At 53.9% G+C, this 15977-nt stretch carries 15 protein-coding genes; 11 read left to right on the top strand and 4 right to left on the bottom strand.

The features are described 5' to 3' along the window. Nucleotides 1–44: 44 nt before the first annotated feature. From parC to H3L98_RS07880, 11 genes are all read left to right on the top strand, one after another. On the top strand, nt 45–2351 hold the full coding sequence (gene parC, locus H3L98_RS07830) for a DNA topoisomerase IV subunit A (protein ID WP_027021521.1): 2307 nt from the start codon (nt 45–47) through the stop codon (nt 2349–2351). Next, nucleotides 2348–3982 (top strand): ATP-binding protein, encoded by a 1635-nt coding sequence (locus H3L98_RS07835; RefSeq protein WP_027021522.1) that lies wholly within the window; start codon nt 2348–2350, stop codon nt 3980–3982. Before parC ends, H3L98_RS07835 begins: the two co-directional genes overlap by 4 nt. Next, a complete protein-coding gene (locus H3L98_RS07840) occupies nt 3979–5520 on the top strand; it encodes a sigma-54-dependent transcriptional regulator (RefSeq protein ID WP_027021523.1) in 1542 nt (513 codons plus the stop codon). The genes H3L98_RS07835 and H3L98_RS07840 overlap by 4 nt, the downstream gene beginning before the upstream one ends. A 260-nt stretch (nt 5521–5780) precedes the next feature. Further along, entirely contained in the window at nt 5781–6554 is a 774-nt protein-coding gene (locus tag H3L98_RS07845) for a substrate-binding periplasmic protein (protein WP_169733450.1), read from the top strand. A 38-nt stretch (nt 6555–6592) separates the two neighbouring features. Next, nucleotides 6593–7963 carry an adenylosuccinate lyase gene (purB, locus tag H3L98_RS07850; RefSeq protein ID WP_027021524.1) on the top strand — a complete coding sequence of 457 codons (1371 nt, stop codon included), beginning with the start codon at nt 6593–6595 and terminating at the stop codon, nt 7961–7963. A 114-nt stretch (nt 7964–8077) separates the two neighbouring features. Continuing rightward, entirely contained in the window at nt 8078–9112 is a 1035-nt protein-coding gene (gene purM / locus H3L98_RS07855) for a phosphoribosylformylglycinamidine cyclo-ligase (protein WP_027021525.1), read from the top strand. Then, entirely contained in the window at nt 9109–9585 is a 477-nt protein-coding gene (locus H3L98_RS07860) for a chorismate--pyruvate lyase family protein (RefSeq protein ID WP_027021526.1), read from the top strand. Before purM ends, H3L98_RS07860 begins: the two co-directional genes overlap by 4 nt. Nucleotides 9586–9710: 125 nt before the next feature. Beyond that, the gene (locus tag H3L98_RS07865) at nt 9711–10046 is read left to right on the top strand and encodes a YbaB/EbfC family nucleoid-associated protein (RefSeq protein ID WP_027021527.1); all 336 of its coding nucleotides are present in this window, start codon (nt 9711–9713) and stop codon (nt 10044–10046) included. Nucleotides 10047–10111: 65 nt separating this feature from the next. Beyond that, a complete protein-coding gene (hemW, locus tag H3L98_RS07870) occupies nt 10112–11284 on the top strand; it encodes a radical SAM family heme chaperone HemW (RefSeq protein ID WP_034333050.1) in 1173 nt (390 codons plus the stop codon). A 151-nt stretch (nt 11285–11435) separates the two neighbouring features. Continuing rightward, complete coding sequence (locus tag H3L98_RS07875; RefSeq protein WP_027021529.1) at nt 11436–11969, top strand: RDD family protein; 534 nt, start codon at nt 11436–11438, stop codon at nt 11967–11969. Further along, nucleotides 11966–12301, top strand: a complete 336-nt coding sequence (locus H3L98_RS07880; RefSeq protein WP_027021530.1) for a DMT family transporter — start codon at nt 11966–11968, stop codon at nt 12299–12301. The genes H3L98_RS07875 and H3L98_RS07880 overlap by 4 nt, the downstream gene beginning before the upstream one ends. Nucleotide 12302: 1 nt before the next feature. Here H3L98_RS07880 and H3L98_RS07885 read toward each other — a convergent pair whose 3' ends face one another. The 4 genes from H3L98_RS07885 to H3L98_RS07900 are packed head-to-tail and all read right to left on the bottom strand — an operon-like array spanning nt 12303 to nt 15947. Continuing rightward, entirely contained in the window at nt 12303–13370 is a 1068-nt protein-coding gene (locus tag H3L98_RS07885) for a histone deacetylase family protein (protein WP_051531992.1), read from the bottom strand. Beyond that, nucleotides 13367–13843, bottom strand: a complete 477-nt coding sequence (locus H3L98_RS07890; protein ID WP_027021532.1) for a CinA family protein — start codon at nt 13841–13843, stop codon at nt 13367–13369. Before H3L98_RS07890 ends, H3L98_RS07885 begins: the two co-directional genes overlap by 4 nt. A 2-nt stretch (nt 13844–13845) precedes the next feature. Then, nucleotides 13846–15006 carry a THUMP domain-containing class I SAM-dependent RNA methyltransferase gene (locus H3L98_RS07895; protein WP_027021533.1) on the bottom strand — a complete coding sequence of 387 codons (1161 nt, stop codon included), beginning with the start codon at nt 15004–15006 and terminating at the stop codon, nt 13846–13848. Between the two features lie 59 nt (nt 15007–15065). Beyond that, nucleotides 15066–15947: a DegV family protein gene (locus H3L98_RS07900; RefSeq protein WP_051531993.1), complete on the bottom strand. Its 882-nt coding sequence runs from the start codon at nt 15945–15947 to the stop codon at nt 15066–15068. Nucleotides 15948–15977: the final 30 nt, after the last annotated feature.

Genomic DNA, 15977 nt, shown 5'->3' on the forward strand with positions numbered 1-15977 from the left:
ACTGCCGATTTGGTTTACAATAAGCCATTTTACCCAGTTGCGCCATGACCGAACACGCCGACCACCTAGCCCTTGCCGAATATGCCCAACGCGCCTATCTTGAATACGCCATGAGCGTGGTCAAAGGACGCGCCCTGCCCGATGTGCGCGACGGACAAAAGCCCGTACAGCGGCGCATTTTGTTTGCCATGAAAGACATGGGGCTGACCCACGCCGCCAAGCCCGTTAAATCGGCGCGGGTGGTGGGCGAAATTCTTGGTAAATACCACCCCCACGGCGACGCTTCCGCCTACGATGCCATGGTGCGCATGGCACAGGATTTTACCCTGCGTTATCCGCTGATTGACGGCATCGGCAATTTTGGTTCGCGTGACGGCGACGGCGCAGCGGCAATGCGTTACACCGAAGCCCGTCTCACGCCCTTGGCGGAACTGCTGTTAGACGAACTGGACCAAGGCACTGCCGATTTTATTCCCAATTATGACGGCGCATTCCGCGAGCCTGACTGTCTGCCTGCCCGTTTGCCCATGCTGCTGCTCAATGGCGCATCGGGCATTGCCGTGGGCATGGCAACCGAAATCCCTTCTCACAATCTCAACGAAACCGCAGCCGCAGCCGTTGCCCTGCTGAAAAATCCCGAACTGGACACCGCTGCGCTCACTGCCTATCTGCCTGCCCCCGATTTTGCGGGTGGCGGACACATCATCACCGCCCCCGCCGATTTGCAACGCCTGTACGACAGCGGCAAAGGCAGCATCCGCGTCCGCGCCCGCTACCGTGTAGAACAGCTGGCACGCGGACAATGGCGCATCATCGTATATGAACTGCCCCCGCAAACCAACGCCCAAAAAATCCTTGCCGAAATTGAAGAGCAAACCAATCCCAAACCCAAAGCAGGCAAAAAACAGCTTTCGCAAGAACAAGTCAATACCAAAAAACTGATGTTGGATTTGCTGGAACGCGTGCGCGACGAAAGCGACAGCGAACAGCCCGTGCGTTTGGTTTTTGAACCCAAATCTTCCCGCATTCAGCCCGAAGCACTGATGAACACCCTGATGGCGCAAACCTCGCTGGAAGGCAATGTATCGGTCAATTTGGTGATGATGGGCGCAGACAACCGTCCCGCACAAAAAAACCTGAAAACCATTTTGCAGGAATGGCTGGATTTCCGCACCCAAACCGTTACCCGCCGTTTGGCGCACCGTTTGGCGCAGGTGGAAAAACGGGTACATATTTTGGAAGGGCGACACACCGTTTTTCTGCATTTAGATGAAGTGATTGCCTTAATCCGCGAATCAGACGAACCCAAAGGCGAGCTGATGGCGCGTTTTGCCTTAAGCGACATTCAGGCAGAAGATATTTTGGAAATCCGTTTGCGCCAATTGGCACGTTTGGAAGGCATCAAGTTAGAACAAGAATTGGACAAACTGCGTGAAGAAGCGGAAAGTTTGCAAAATCTGCTTGCCAGCGAATCGGATAAGAAAAAACTGATTATTAAAGAAATTCAAGCCGATGCCAAACGCTTTGGCGATGAACGGCGCACGCTGCTGCAAGCTGCCGAACGCGCCACCCTTACCCAAACCACTGCCGATGAACCGCTGACACTGATTGTGTCGCAACAAGGCTGGATTCGCAGCCGTGCGGGACACGGTTTGGATGTGTCGCAAACGGCGTTTAAAGAAGGCGATGCCTTGCAGCAGGTTTTGGAAATCCGCAGCGTGCGCCCCGTGGTGGTGCTGGACACGCTGGGGCGCAGTTATACGGTGGATGCGGCAGATATTCCGCGCGGGCGCGGCGACGGTGTGCCATTGGCTTCTTTAATTGCTTTGCAAACAGGCGCGGCGGTGTTGTGTCTGCTGGCAGGTGCGCCCGAAGACCGTTATTTACTCGCCCATTCGGGGGGATACGGTTTTATCTGCACGTTGGGCGATATGGTGTCGCGGGTAAAAGCAGGTAAGGAAATCATGCGTTTGGAAAGCGGCGAGACAGTGCTGCCGCCCGTGCGCGTGTACCGTTCCGCGCAAGCCGACCCAACCAGCCATGTGGTGCTTGCCAGCGCAAACAAGCGTTTGAGTGCCTTTCCGCTGCGCGATTTGAAAGAAATGGCAAAAGGACGCGGTTTGCAGCTGACCGCCTTGGATGCAGACGACCATTTGGCATTGTGTGCGGTGGTGTCGTCTGCCGAATATGTTTTGGAAACCGCAGGCAAACGCGGGGGCATCAGCCGCGAAACCTTGCGCGTGGCGGATATTGCGGGCAAGCGCGGGCGTAAAGGCAAGCTGTTGAACATCAGCGGTACGCCCTATGCTGTGTACGCCGCCATTGCCCATCAATCGGAACCAACCCTATGAGCGAATCCGTACAGCAGCGCCCTTGGCAGGCGCGTGATTGGGAAGAACAAATTGACCGCATCATCGGTTTTACCAATATCGCCCGCATCACCATTTTTTTTACATTGATGATGTTTACTGCTTTTTCGCAGCAGTTAAGCGAATTGTTTGAAATCCAAAATAACCATTTGTCGCCCGTCTTTACCTACCTGAATTCCAACGGCATGCATGTTTGGCTGTGGACTTACGGTATTATGACCATTTTCTGCATCATCCAACCCAATTGGCAAAAGCAGAAGCACAGTGAAACGCCCAGTGCTTCTGCCGTTGCCGATATTACCATGATGGTACTGCTGACACACCTTTTGGGCGGGGTGAATTCGGGCTTTGCGATTTTGATTTTGCCGTTTTTGGCGATTTCGTGCCTGCTCAGTTACGGGCGTTATCCCATGCTGTATGCGGGTTATGCGGCGATTTTGCTGTTGCTGTTTCTGATTTGGCGCGAATGGCCGTTTTCTTCGGAAGCACCCAGTTATTTCAATAGCATTACAGGCAATATTTTGCTGATTGCGGGCTGTTATCTGGTGTCGCTGCTGACGTCTTATTCGGCATCGTTTTTATCACGCGCAGGCGAATCGGTTAAAAAACACCGCACGGCGTTTGAACGCATCAGCGCACTCAATAAGGTGGTATTGAACCGTATGCAGGAAGCGGTGCTGGTGGTGGACGCCGATTGCCGCGTGTGGCTGCACAACCGCCAAACCCTGCAGTATTTTTCCAATATCAAGGCAAACAGCCGCGCCCCGTTTTTGCGTGATGTCATCCGCCGCTGGCAGGGCAACAGCAAGCAATTGTTTGAAACTGGTTTGATGATTAACGAGCGCGACATGAACGTGCGCGCCGTTCCTGTGATTCAGGAAAACACAGAACTGCTGATTTTGTTTATCCGTGCCGAAAAAGAACGCCAGCTGGAAGCGCAATCGGTCAAACTGGCATCGCTGGGGCTGCTTACCGCCAATTTTGCCCACGAAATCCGCAATCCGCTTTCCGCCGTGCGCCAAGCCAACGGGCTGATGATTGAAAACAACGACAACGAAGAACGTCCCGACCCGATGACTGCCAAATTATGCGGCATCATCGATAAAAACATTGCCCGTATCGACAAGATGATTGAAGAAGTGTCCAGCCTGAACAAGCGCGACCGCATTAACCGTCAGACCATTATTTTTGAAGAGTTTTGGAATAATTTTTATCAGGAATTCCTGCTCACCCGTCCCGAAGCCGCCAACGGCATTGCCGTGAGTATTGTTAAAAATACCGCCGTAATTTTTGATGCCATGCACCTGCAGCAAATCCTATGGAATTTGTGCAACAATGCGTGGCGGCACGGCAGCAAACGCAAACATTCGGTTACGCTTACCGTGTATCCGCACAAAAACGGCAATTTTTCGCTGCGGGTATTTGACGATGGCGGCGGCGTGCCCGACAATATCATCCAACATTTATTTGAACCGTTTTACACCACACAAGCAGAAGGTACGGGCTTGGGGCTGTATATTGCCCGCGAGCTGGCACACGCCAATAAAGGCGATTTGCGCTACCTGCCCGACAAAAAAGCCTTTGAACTGATTTTACCGAAAGCCGAATCATGACCCGAAACAGCCTTAACCGCCCCGTGCTGGTGGTGGACGATGAAGCCGATATCCGCGACTTGATGGAAATGACCCTGATGAAAATGGGTTTGGACGTGGACACCGCCGAAGGTGTGACCATTGCCAAGAAAAAACTGGACGAAAACCGCTATTCGCTGGTGCTCACCGATATGCGCATGCCCGACGGTTCGGGCTTGGAAGTGGTGGAACACATTATGAACGGCGGACACGACACCCCCGTGGCGGTGATTACCGCTTTCGGCAATGCCGACCAAGCCGTGCAAGCCTTAAAAATCGGCGCGTTTGACTACCTGCAAAAACCCATCACGCTGGCACAGCTGCGGACTTTGGTAAAATCTGCCGTAAAAGTACAGGACGAAAGCAACCGTCCGCTCACACCGCCGCAGCGTCCTGCCGAAGCCGCGCCAGCCGCGCCCGCACCCGTTACACCTCCCCCCGTGCGCCCCGCACCCGAAACACCCGCGTTTTCCGAGCAAAGCCGTATTGACGTGTTTACCGAACCCGCCGCGCCCGCCCTGCACGGACTCAAACACGAACACGATATTCCGCGCATTCTCGGCAAATCGCAGCAGATTGAAGAAGCCCGCCGCCTCATCCGCAAACTGTCGCAAACCCAAGTGCCCGTGTATATTTCAGGCGAAAGCGGTTCGGGCAAAGAACAGGCTGCGCGCAGTATTCACGAGCTTTCCGCCCGCCGCGACAAGCCCTTTATCGCGGTAAACTGCGGCGCGATTCCCGAAAACCTGATGGAAAGCGAATTTTTCGGCTACAAAAAAGGCAGTTTTACGGGCGCAGACCAAGACCGTTTGGGCTTTTTCCAACACGCCCACGGCGGCACGCTGTTTTTAGACGAAGTGGCGGATTTGCCTTTAGCCATGCAGGTCAAGCTGTTACGTGCCATTCAGGAAAAAGCCGTGCGCCGCATCGGCGATGCCCAAGAAGTCAAAGTTGATGTGCGCATTATTTCCGCCACCCACAAAAACCTTGCCGCGCTGGTGCAGGACGGCAGCTTCCGCCAAGACTTGTTCTACCGCTTAAACGTGGTGTCGCTGCACATGCCGCCGCTGCGCGAAATGCATGAAGATTTAGAACAACTGATTGTTTACCTGCTGAAAAAACACCACGGCGGACAAGGCATCAAAATGACTGCCGCCGCCCGCGATGCCCTGTTGCACTACAACTATCCGGGCAATTTCCGCGAGCTGGAAAATATTTTGGAACGTGCCGTTGCCCTTGCCGCCGATAATGTGATTGACGTGGAAGATTTACAAATCCACAGCGAACCGATGAGCCTCGGCAGCGAACACCTGCTGGTGGAAGAACCTGCCGAAAGCACAGGCTTACCCGGTTTTCAGATGGGGCACACCCAATTGCAAGACTATTTGGACGATGTGGAACGCCAGATTTTGCAATTGGCACTCACGCACACCCGCTACAACCGCACCCAAGCCGCCAAAGTATTGGGCATCAGCTTCCGCAGCATGCGCTACCGCTTGGACCGTTTGTCAATCGAATAAGCGACTACACCAGCCGTTTTGTTGCAACTACACAACATAAAAACACAATTTACCACCAAACTGCTGCGACAACATTCACACAGCTCCATTTGGCGCGATAATCGGTATTTCCCTGTTACTTGCCGTTTCAACACACAGGGCTGCACATCAAGCACAGCCCTATGTGTTGCCCCGATTCGGACGGGGTTGTCCCCGCCCGAATAAAAAAGGCTTATTTTACCGCCGTGAACGGCGGGGTTTCAAACCAAAAAGGAATCCTGATGAAACGCCTGTTGTCTGTTTTTTTGTTGCTGCCCTGTTTGCAGGGCTGTTCGCCTGAAGACGCGCCCGCTGCCGATGCCCCCGCGCCCAAAACGCAATACCGCGTGTTTATTGAGCAGTCGCATCCGCCGTTTATCATGCACGGCGGCGACCAAGCCAGCGGTTTTGAATACGAAATATTGGAAGCCATCGGCAAAAAAGAAGGATTTTCCTTGCACTACACCCCCTATTTGTGGGCAGAACTGTTTGATGCCTTACAACAGGGCAAAGCCGATATTATCAGCGCAGGCATTACCGTAACCGATGCGCGTAAAAGCAAAATGCTGTTTGCCAACCCGCATTTTGAAACCGAATCGGTGCTGCTGGTGCATAAAAACAGCAATATCAAGAGCTTTAACGATATTATCGGTAAAAAAATCGCCGCCAAAAAAGGCACGGTACAGGAACAGATTGTCCAGCAATACCAAAAAGGCTACGGGCAAGTGGTGGATATTCCGACCACTTGGATGAGCGTAAGCCGCACCATGACCGCCCAAACCGACGGTGCAGTGGGCGACTTCGGCGTGATGCAGTACTACACCAAACAATACGGTTCGCAATACGGTTTGGAACTGATACGCGACCCCAAAGCCGTTAAAGAACAACTGGCTTTCGCCGTCAAATTAGGCAATAGCGAATTGCAAGGCAAACTCAACAGCGGCTTGGCAAAAATCAAAGCCGATGGCAGCTACGAACGCATTTACCAAAAATGGTTTGGCGAAACCCACAAATAAACCATTGATTTACCTAACCACATAATAAAGTATTACCCATGATTGACCCCATTTTTGCCCTTTCCCCCCTAGACGGCCGCTATGCCGCCGCCGCCGAACCGCTGCGCCCCGTGTTTTCCGAATACGGGCTGATGAAAGCCCGCGTGCGCGTGGAACTGGAATGGCTTAAAACCCTTGCCGCCGCGCCGCAAATCGCCGAAGTGCCGCCGTTTTCCGCCGCCACCGTCAGCGAAATTGACGCGGTGATGCGCGATTTTGACTTAAACGATGCCGCTGCCGTCAAAGCCATTGAAGCCACCACCAACCACGATGTCAAAGCCATTGAATATTGGTTGAAACAACGTTTTGCCGACCATGCCGAAATCGCCGCCGCCGCCGAATTTATCCATTTTGCCTGCACCAGCGAAGACATCAACAACCTGTCGCACGCGCTGATGTTGCGCCAAGCCCGCGATGAAGTGCTGCTGCCGAAGTTGGACGAAATCTGCGCCAAGTTGCGCGAAATGGCACACGCTTTGGCAGACGTGCCGATGATGAGCCGCACCCACGGTCAGCCCGCCACCCCCACCACGCTGGGCAAAGAAATCGCCAATGTGCTTTACCGTTTGCAACGTCAAATCAAACAGTTGCAAAACCAAGAATGCTTGGGCAAAATCAACGGCGCAGTCGGCAACTACAACGCCCATTTAAGCGCGTATCCTGATTTTGATTGGGAAAACCATTGCCGCAACTTTGTGGAACAGGCTTTGGGCTTGACCTTCAATCCCTACACCATTCAGATTGAACCACATGATTATATGGCGGAATTATTCCAAGTTCTCTCCCGCATCAACACCATTTTGATTGATTTCAACCGCGATGTGTGGGGTTATATTTCGCTGGGCTATTTCAAGCAAAAAGTGAAAGAAGGCGAAGTCGGTTCATCTACCATGCCGCACAAAGTCAATCCGATTGATTTTGAAAATTCCGAAGGTAATCTGGGCGTTGCTAATGCCCTACTCGGCTTTTTGGCGGAAAAACTACCCGTTTCACGCTGGCAGCGTGATTTGACCGACAGCACCGTGTTGCGCAATATGGGCGTGGCGGCGGGTTACACCCTGCTGGGCTGGGTGGCGCATCTGCGCGGTCTGAACAAGCTGGAAGCCAATCCCGCCGCGCTTGCCGCCGATTTGGATGCCACTTGGGAACTGCTTGCCGAGCCGATTCAAACCGTGATGCGCCGCTACGCCGTGCCGCAGGCTTATGAACAGTTAAAAGCCCTGACACGCGGTAAAGACGGCATCACGCCCGAATCCTTGCGCCAATTTATTGAAACTTTGGCGATTCCCGCCGAAGCCAAACAGGAATTGCTGGCACTCACGCCCGCGCTTTACATCGGTAAAGCAGCGGATTTGGCGAAGCGGATTTAGACAAAATCCCCGCCTTTCCGTATAATATACGCCGTTTTTCTGCTGCCTGAATATGTGGTTTTTCCGCACGTTTAGGCAGCTTTGCTACCCATGTCTTTTTCAGGAAAGCCCATTATGAGCCAATCCCTCAGCTACCGCGATGCCGGCGTGGACATCGCCGCCGGCGACCAACTGGTTGAAAACATCAAGCCTTTTGCCAAACGCACCCTGCGCCCCGAAGTATTGGGCGATTTGGGCGGATTTGGCGCACTGGTGGAAATCAGCCGCAAATACCGCAATCCCGTGTTGGTCAGCGGCACGGACGGCGTGGGGACGAAACTCAAGCTGGCGTTTGAATGGGACAAACACGACACCGTTGGCATTGATTTGGTGGCGATGAGCGTAAACGATATTTTGGTTCAAGGTGCAGAACCTTTGTTTTTCCTAGATTATTTCGCCTGCGGCAAGCTGGATGTGGCGCGCGCCACCGATGTGATTAAAGGCATTGCCGAAGGCTGCGAACAATCGGGTTGCGCCCTGATTGGCGGCGAAACCGCCGAAATGCCCGGAATGTACCCCGAAGGCGAATACGATTTGGCGGGCTTTGCCGTGGGCGTGGTGGAAAAAGACCAAGTGATTAACGGGCGCAGCATTGCCACAGGCGATGTGGTGCTGGGCTTGGCATCCAACGGCGCCCATTCCAACGGTTATTCATTGATTCGCAAAATTTTGGCGCGGGACAAACCCGATTTGGACGCTCCGTTTGACGGCGGCAAAACCCTGCGCGAAGCCATTATTGCGCCGACACGCTTGTATGTGAAACCGATTTTACAAGTCTTAAAACAATACGAAATCAAAGGTATGGCACACATCACGGGCGGCGGCATCACCGAAAACCTGCCGCGCGTGCTGCCTGAAAACTGCGTTGCTCAAATCAAGGCTTCCGCATGGCAGATGCCCAAGCTGTTCCAATGGCTGCAACAGGCAGGCAATGTGGACACGCAGGAAATGTACCGCACCTTTAACTGCGGCATCGGCATGACGCTGGTGGTGTCTGCCGAAGTGGCGGATGCCGTTGCCGCCCTGTTAAGCGAATTGGGCGAAACCGTGTACCGCTTGGGCGAAATCCGCACCCGCAATGGCGACGAACATCAAACCCAAATCGCATGAATCCTGCCCTAATTTGGCAGGAAAACTGCCCCGCCGCCCCCGACAGCGCACTCTACCGCTTGGCAACGCAGCAATCGCTGACCCAAGCCCTACGCGCCACGGGGGCGGCGTTTGATGTGGATTTGCGTTATTTGGGCGTGGCGGACGTGCCTGCCTGTTTGCAGGACTGTTTACCCAACACACAAGCCTTTATCCGCGAAGTGGATTTGCGCTTAAACGGCACGGCGGTGGTACGCGCCTACAGCGCCTGCGCCATCGGTTCGGCGTGGCAAACCGTATTGCATTGCGGCAGCCGCCCTTTGGGGGAAATTTTATTTGGCGATAAGGCTTGCCAATGGACACGCAGCCCGATGCAATACAGCATAGCACTTTCAGGCAGTGTGCTGGCGCGGCGGTCGTGGTTTGGTAATCCGAACGGGGAAATTTTGTATTTGGCGGAATGTTTTTTGGCAGCAATGGCAGATTTTGTTTAACGGCATTTTTACCACACCCACTACACGCAATCCCTACCGCTGCCGCAAAACGCGCTATAATCCGCCTTTTTTCACGCTGTCTGCACAGGCAGCCGTTTATTGAATCACACAAAAGGAATATCCCCATGTTTGGAAAAGCCGGACTCGGCGGCCTGATGCAGCAGGCGCAAAGAATGCAGGACAACATCAAAAAAGCCCAAGCCGAATTGGCACAAACCGAAGTGGTGGGCGAAGCGGGCAACGGCTTGGTTCGCATTACCGCCACCTGTAACCACGCTGTCCGCGCCGTACACATCAGCCCCGACCTGATTGCCGAAGCCGCAGACGATGCAGAAATGTTGGAAGATTTGGTGCTTGCCGCGCTCAATGAAGCCCACGATAAAGCCGAAGCCGCCACTTCTGCGCGGATGTCGCAATTTACCCAAGGTTTGCCCCCCGGTATGGGCGATTTCTTTAAATAAATCATTCTGCTGACAACGGCATCGGTGCGCCGCCGATGCCGTTATTTTTTATCGGAACATCCATTATGCCCCTATCCGCCGCTTCCCTGCCCGCGCTGCCGCCCTTGTCCCTATACGTCCATATTCCGTGGTGCGTACAAAAATGTCCCTATTGCGATTTTAATTCGCACCGCTTGCCCGCCGTGTTAGACGAAACACACTATATCAACGCCCTATTGATTGATTTACAACAAGAATTACCCAATATTTGGGGGCGCAGCGTGGAAACCGTGTTTATCGGCGGCGGCACGCCCAGCGTATTCAGTGCCGAATCGATTAACACCTTACTCAGCGGCATCCGTGCGCTGGTCAAACTCAATCCCGAAGCCGAAATCACTTTAGAAGCCAACCCCGGTACATTTGAACGCGAGCGTTTTCAAGGTTTTAAAGAAGCAGGCATCAACCGCTTATCCGTCGGCGTGCAAAGTTTTGACAACGACAAACTGCACACCCTTGGGCGCATTCACAACGCCGATGAAGCCCGCGCCGCGCTGCACACTGCCACCCAGATTTTTGAACGGGTAAACATTGATTTAATGTATGCCCTACCCCAGCAAACCCCCACACAAGCACAACATGATGTACAAACCGCTTGCGATTTGGGCGTGTCGCACATCAGTGCCTACCACCTCACTTTAGAACCCAATACCGCTTTCGCCCACCGTCCGCCATCAGGTTTGCCTGTAGATGATGCCGCGCAAGACATTGAAGATGCCGTTCATCACACCCTCACCCAAAACGGTTTTCAGGCTTACGAAACCAGCGCGTTTGCCAAACACACCAGCCAACGCGCCCGCCACAATCTGAATTATTGGCAGTTTGGCGACTACATCGGCATCGGCGCGGGCGCACATGGCAAAATTTCCTATCCGCAGCGCATCGAACGCACCGTCCGCAGCCGTCACCCCAACGACTATTTACGCGCCATGCACGGTAATCCCGCCGATGCGATTGTGCGCCGCGATATTCCCGTTCAGGATTTGGCGGGCGAATTTATGATGAACGCGCTGCGCCTGCAGGACGGCGTGCCTGCCGCGTGGTTGCCCGAACGCACAGGCGTTTCCCCTGCCCGTATCGCCCGCGCCATCGCCCAAGCCCAACAAAAAGGTCTGCTCGACAGCGACCCGCGTTATTTCCGCGCCACCGCTTTAGGCAGACGTTTTTTAAACGATTTAATCGGATTATTTTTATATAGTTAATGTGATTTATTTTTCATACAAGGCGGCGATGCCGCAGACAGTATGGGTAATACGGCAAGGCGAGCCAACGCCGTATGAGAAATAAAGCATATTGACTATAGACGGCACAGGCTGGGTATAATCCCCGTTTTTACCCACACCCGCCCCAATAATGTCCGACAACCGTTCCGATTTCCGTCCTGCGCCGCTGCGCCGCCGCCTGTTTGCCCTCAGTTACGAATCTTTGCTGGTGGGCGCAGTCGGTATGGTGGCACTGTTGCCCGCCGCCGTGCTGCAAACCCTCGCGCAACACCGTTTGCCCGCCTTATTGCCCTTTATGCCCGTGATACAAGCCGTATTGCTGTTGGGCGGATGGTGGCTGTATTTCAGACTGAATTGGCGGCGCGAATCGCAAACGCTGCCGATGCGGGTGTGGCGCATTGGTTTAAGCGCGGCAGACGGCGCACGCCCCAGCTTGGCACGTTTGCGCCTGCGTTTTGCTTGGGCGAGTATCTTTTTGATTTTTATTCCGCTGATGGCGTATATCGCTTTTAAACACATGGGCGTTGCCCCGCGCATGGCGTTTTTTACCGCGCTGCTGTGGTGGATTTTGCCGTGGGGATTTGCGCTGTTTCATCCGCAACGGCAGTTTTTATACGACCATTTGGCGGGAACGCGCTTGGAAGACTTAAGGAACACACCATGAATCACTGGATACTGCTGGCGTGTGCGATTGCTGCGGAAGTATGCGGTACCAGCTTATTGAAATACAGCAACGGCTTTACCCGCATCGCGCCCACATTGGGCGCGTTGGTGGCATTCGCGGTGGCGTTTTATCTGGTGTCGCTGGTATTCCGCACCTTGCCCGTAGGCATTACTTATGCCATTTGGTCGGGCTCGGGCATTGTGCTGACGGCTTTAATCGGCTGGGCGTTTTGGGGACAAAAACCTGATTTTCCCGCCTTGGCAGGCATGGCAATGATTATCGGCGGGGTGGTGGTGATTCAATTGTTTTCGCGCTCAACAGGCGGACATTGATTTACAACCATTTTTTAAAACCCCGCGCCTGTATCAACGCGCCGATATGGGCTTTCGCCGAAGCCGCTAACGACGGCAGGTAATAGCCCCCTTCCAGCACCGACACAATACGCCCCTGCGCGTGACGTTCGGCAATCAACACAATTTTTCGGGTTAGCCAAGCAAAATCGGCTTCGGTCAAACACAAATGTCCGATGTCATCATCACGGTGTGCGTCAAATCCCGCCGACAAGAAAATCATCTGCGGATTAAACGAAGCCAGTTTCGGCAACCATTGCGCCCGCACCAAATAACGGAACGCGGCACTGCCGTCACCTGCCTGTAACGGATAATTGAAAATATGGTGGCGGTCGCCGCGCACGGCATCGGTTTCGCTGCCGTTAAAGGGATAAAGCGGAAATTCAAAAGACGACAGCATCAACACACGCGGGTCGCCCGCAAAAATATTTTCTGTGCCGTCGCCGTGGTGCAGGTCAAAATCAATCACGGCAATGCGTTTAAGACGGTATTCGGCAACGGCGTGCATCACGCCTACGGCAATATTATTGATAAAACAAAAACCCGATGCTTGGTCGGCAGCGGCGTGATGCCCCGGTGGACGCACGGCACAAAAGGCGTTCTTGGCGTGTTTGCGCATGACCATATCTACGGCTTTGACCACCGCACCCGCTGCGTAACGGGCTGCGTTTAAGGTATTGTGAGCCAAATAGGTGTCTTCATTGATTTTAACCACGCCGTTATCCGTGGGCAAACGGTTTTCCAAATCCGCCAAATAACGGCGGCTGTGCACCCGCGCCAATTGGATGTCCGATACTTCGGGGGCATCGGTTTTTTGCAAACGCGCCCACAGCGGCGATTTTTTTAATGCCTGTTCAATTACGGTGATGCGTTCGGGCTGTTCGGGGTGCAGGGCATCGGTAAAGGCTGCCAAGCAGTGCGGGGAACTGACCCACGCGGTACGCCCGCGGTAGCCCACGGCGCGTAACAGGCGGCGTTTGAAAAAACGCAGATAACGCACAGGCAGTAAAAACAAGCGCATCAAGCGCGGCGGTAGGCGTAAGGGCTTCATGCGGATGTTTTTAAATAGTGTTCCAACATCGCCAGCGCGTATTGCACGGCTTGGGTGCGGATTTGGCGGCGGTCGCCGTCAAAACGGTATTGTTTCGCCCAAATACGCTGTTTGGTGGCAAACCCGAACCACACTGTTCCTACGGGTTTGGCTTCGCTGCCGCCGTCCGGTCCAGCAATGCCCGTTATCGCCAAGGCATAATCGTTGCGGGTCGCCACCAGTGCGCCCAATGCCATTTCACGCACGGTTTCTTCGCTGACTGCACCGTAATGGCGCAAAGTGGCGGGCATCACATTGAGCTGTTCGGTTTTGGCTTGGTTGGAATAAGTGACAAAACCGCGTTGGAAAAAGGCAGAACTGCCCGCTTGCGAGGTCAGTTCCGCCGCCAACAGCCCACCCGTGCAGGATTCAGCAGTGGTAACGGTTTGTTTGCGGGCAGTGAGTTCGCGGGCGATGTATTCGATTCGGGTCATGGTTACAGGTTTTCAGACGCTTTGCGGCGGTTTGCGCCCGCCACCATTTCAAGCAGATACAAACGGCAATCCAAATTGCCGTTAAACACAGGGATTTTGCGTTTGGGCGACAAGCGCATCAGCTTGGTCATTTCGCGGTCGCTGCTGAGCAGTGCCGCCATCCAACCTGCATAATGCTGTTTCAGCCAGCTACCCAACTGCGGATACAGCGCGTGCAAAGCCTGTACTTCCGCCAAACGCACGCCGTAAGGCGGATTAGACAGCAGAATGCCCGCCTCGGCAGGCGGGCGCGTATCGCATACGTCTTGACAGGAAAACGCAATCACATCTGCCACCCCTGCCGCCGCCGCATTGCTACGCGCAGCGGCAATCATGGCGCGGTCGTGGTCGGACGCAGCAATCGGCGCAACAGGCACATCGCGCACCGCAGCACGCGCTTCATCACGCACCTGCTGCCACAGCCCCGCATCAAAGCCCTTTAAATGCTCAAACGCAAAACCACGCATCAATCCGGGGGCGCGATTTTGTGCCAGCCAAGCCGCTTCAATGGCAATTGTGCCGCTGCCGCAAAACGGGTCTTGAAACGGCTGCGTACCGTTATATCCCGCCAACACCAGCAGTCCCGCCGCCAAATTCTCACGCAAAGGCGCATCGCCCTGCTCGCGGCGATAACCGCGTTTAAACAATGCCTCGCCGCTGGTGTCCAACAGCAGCACCGCTTCACGCTCGCCCGCAAACACATGAATACGCACATCAGGTTGCTCTTTGCTCACGCTCGGACGTGCGCCCGTTTCCGCACGGAACACATCGCACACCGCGTCTTTTACTTTTAAAGCAGCAAAGTTCAGGCTTTTTAACGGCGAACGTTTGCCCTCGATATGGATTTTAAAACGCTGTTGCACATCAAACCATTGTGTCCACGCACAACGCTGCGCCAAGCCATAAATATCCTGTTCGCTGCGGTACTTGCCCCGCGCCAGTTCCAATAACACACGTGAAGCGGTGCGGCTGTGCAAATTGGCGCGGTACACTTCCGCCAAACCGCCCACACACGACACCCCGCCATCTGTCGCCCGAACCGCCGTACAGCCGATTGCGCTTAATTCTTGCGCCAACACGCCTTCCAAACCGCGCGGGCAAGTGGCAAATAAAGTATAAATCATGAAAACATTTCAAAAAAGCAGTCAGCAGCGATTATACTGCGTTTGCCGCAGCGTGTCTGTCAGGCAGCGTTTTTTGCCGTTTCATGCACGGGGGCGCGAATCAAGCCCACCCCAAACGCATGCGGACCGATATGCGCCGCCACCACAGGGCTGATGGGATAAGACGGCAGATGGCGCAACTGATTACGCGATTCCAAAATATCTTCCAAATCGCGGTGCAGTTCCAAATCGCCCGAATACAGCGTAAACACCGAATAACTGCCGTGTTCCAACACCCGCGCCACACGGTCGGACAACACCCGCATTGCCCGCGCCGTCGTCATAATCCGTTCCGCCACTTCCGCCTCGCCCCTGCGGTTGATATGAATCAGCGGTTTTAAGCGCAACAGATTGGCAACAAAGCCCGACACCCGCGACAAACGCCCGTTATACAGCAGATAGCTCAAATCCGACACCCCGAACATCACTTGGCAGTCGCTGCGCAGCTCATCCAAGCGCGACAAAGTTTGTTCCATAGACAGACCCTTTTTAAAACAACGGTCTGCTTCCAATGCCATCATGCCCTCAATAAACGTTCCGCTGCGGCTGTCAAACACACGGATAATCATTTTTCCTTCAAACAGCGGAATAATTTCGCGCACACGGGCGCAGGTTTTGCTCAAGGCTTCCGACATGCCCACAAACAGCACTTCCCGATAGCCTTCATCCATAATTTTTAAGAAAAATTTGGTAATTTCCAAACGGCTCGGCGGCGAGGTTTTCGCCAATGCCTGCGGATTTTCCAACATCCAGTTCTGAAAATCACCGTTTTTCAGGCTCAAACCGTCAATATAACGCCTGTTGCCCAATTCAATATTTAAACGCAAAATACGGATATTGTGTTGATAAGGGTGATAATCCAAACACGAAGTGGACATTGCCACAACCAGTTTTTTACCCATACAGACAGTTTCCTAATGCACAGTCATACC

The sequence above is a fragment of the Conchiformibius steedae genome (assembly GCF_014054725.1).
GTDB lineage: Bacteria > Pseudomonadota > Gammaproteobacteria > Burkholderiales > Neisseriaceae > Conchiformibius > Conchiformibius steedae.